Origin of the sequence: Bathymodiolus platifrons methanotrophic gill symbiont, from assembly GCF_002189065.1 — a bacterium.
GTDB lineage: Bacteria > Pseudomonadota > Gammaproteobacteria > Methylococcales > Methylomonadaceae > Methyloprofundus.
On record NZ_BDMN01000441.1, the window covers coordinates 1 to 1604 of the forward strand.

Sequence of the window (1604 nt, forward strand, 5' to 3'; positions counted from 1 at the left end):
GGGGGGGGCAGGATCCTTCACAGTGGTGGGGGTGAACATTAGGCTCGAGGACTCCTCACGCAGAGACTTAGACCCCTTAGAAACAACATTCATAGCTTCCATCGCTATTAATGCCACATCATAATCATTTGCTAATGTATACCCCTGTTTTTCCATGTCGGAAGTCCAAATAGACACTTGCTTATCATAAATAGCGGAGGGGTCATTCTCTCTTTTTTTTAGGTCCCGATCGCGTTCCTTATATCTGGGACGGTCAGTTTTATTAATAATGTGATTGTTCTTGGGAGATTTTATTATTCGACTGTTTTTATACTCTCGGATCTTATTGCCAGAGAGGTGTCTATCCCGATGAGAAGCCTTAGATTGAGGAGATTTTTCAGATTGAATATCCGAGTCCTTCGTAGCCGAGTCCCCACGGGCAGGTGAACCTCCACCTCCACCCCCACTAAAAAAAGGTGTATACAAAGCCGTAGAGGGGTTGTTCTGTAAAGAATACGCTGCGGCAACAAACGACCCTAACACCACTATCGTAATAATGGATCTCATAGTCTTAAACCCCCGGGTTAGGTAAAGATTCGGCCAGGCTAAAAAAGTATTCCTTCGCTTGCGGATCCGTTCCTGTATTCCGTTGGATAGACATCGAATACATATTTTTGTCATTGACCCACAATAAATTAGCAAAAGGCAATCCGTCAGGCCCTACGGATACCGTATAGCTCGCAGGCAAGCCATTTACAGTTTGATTTAGCTCCTCCGGCAAAACGTATTCTGTATGCCCTCCGGGGCCTGATTTCATCTCGTCGAGTCTAATCACACCGAGTTCCGGGTCATCAAAAAGATGTTTTATCGCTGACCACCTACCCCCAGCGCGGGAGCCATAGGTGTTGCTGGATATACGCGGGATGCTAGAAAATAACGAATTGTTTAGGTCAGTCGGGTCGAATCTCAAATGACTGCTAATACTCTTGATGTCCGGATGAAAACTCCCGGGATCAAGAATCTTAGACATCCTCTTTAATTCAGAAATCAAACTCAAATGGTGTGTCAAATCCGTATTGTTACTATCGACTTCATAATAACCTTTAACCTTCATATCGTGGAAGTTATTGTGGATGTCCCTCAACACAGACTCCGGAACACCCCTCACCTCAGGAGGCACAACAATTAAACCGCCCTTTAAATAGAAATCCCTTGTCCTAATCTGAGCCACCGTTAAATCATCACCCCAAGAAGCAATTTCCTTTAAGTTACGTTCCATCAAGAAATTCTCGAGAGACTTAGCTTTAGCAGCCCTCTCTTCTTTCGCTCTAATCTGGTTGGGGGTAGGTTTTGGTATCGCTACTTCAAACTCACCTTCATCCTGATTAAGTAAGCGAAAGGCAAAAAACACAGTACCCGCCAATAAACCAACAGCTAACCAATTATTTTTTACCATATTACTGTCTCCTGGATTTAACAGAATTAAAAATCACGCGCCAATCATGTATCTGAAGTTTCCCAATTATTGAGTAGCTGAATGTGACGCTATTACTTTGCGTTACCACATTACAATAGCTTAGAAGTTACGCATTGACAGGCAATGCTAAACTATGAACATTGAAAAC

Annotated in this window: 2 protein-coding genes; both read right to left on the minus strand. The window is 43.3% G+C overall.

All coding sequences use genetic code 11. From position 1 onward, the window contains the following. The coding region (locus tag CDZ78_RS19040; RefSeq protein WP_140414222.1) for a hypothetical protein at positions 1 to 546 on the minus strand (546 nt) is incomplete at its 3' end. Positions 547 to 550: 4 nt separating this feature from the next. Further along, positions 551 to 1435 (minus strand): hypothetical protein, encoded by an 885-nt coding sequence (locus CDZ78_RS19045; protein ID WP_087871383.1) that lies wholly within the window; start codon positions 1433 to 1435, stop codon positions 551 to 553. Between the last annotated feature and the right edge of the window lie 169 nt (positions 1436 to 1604).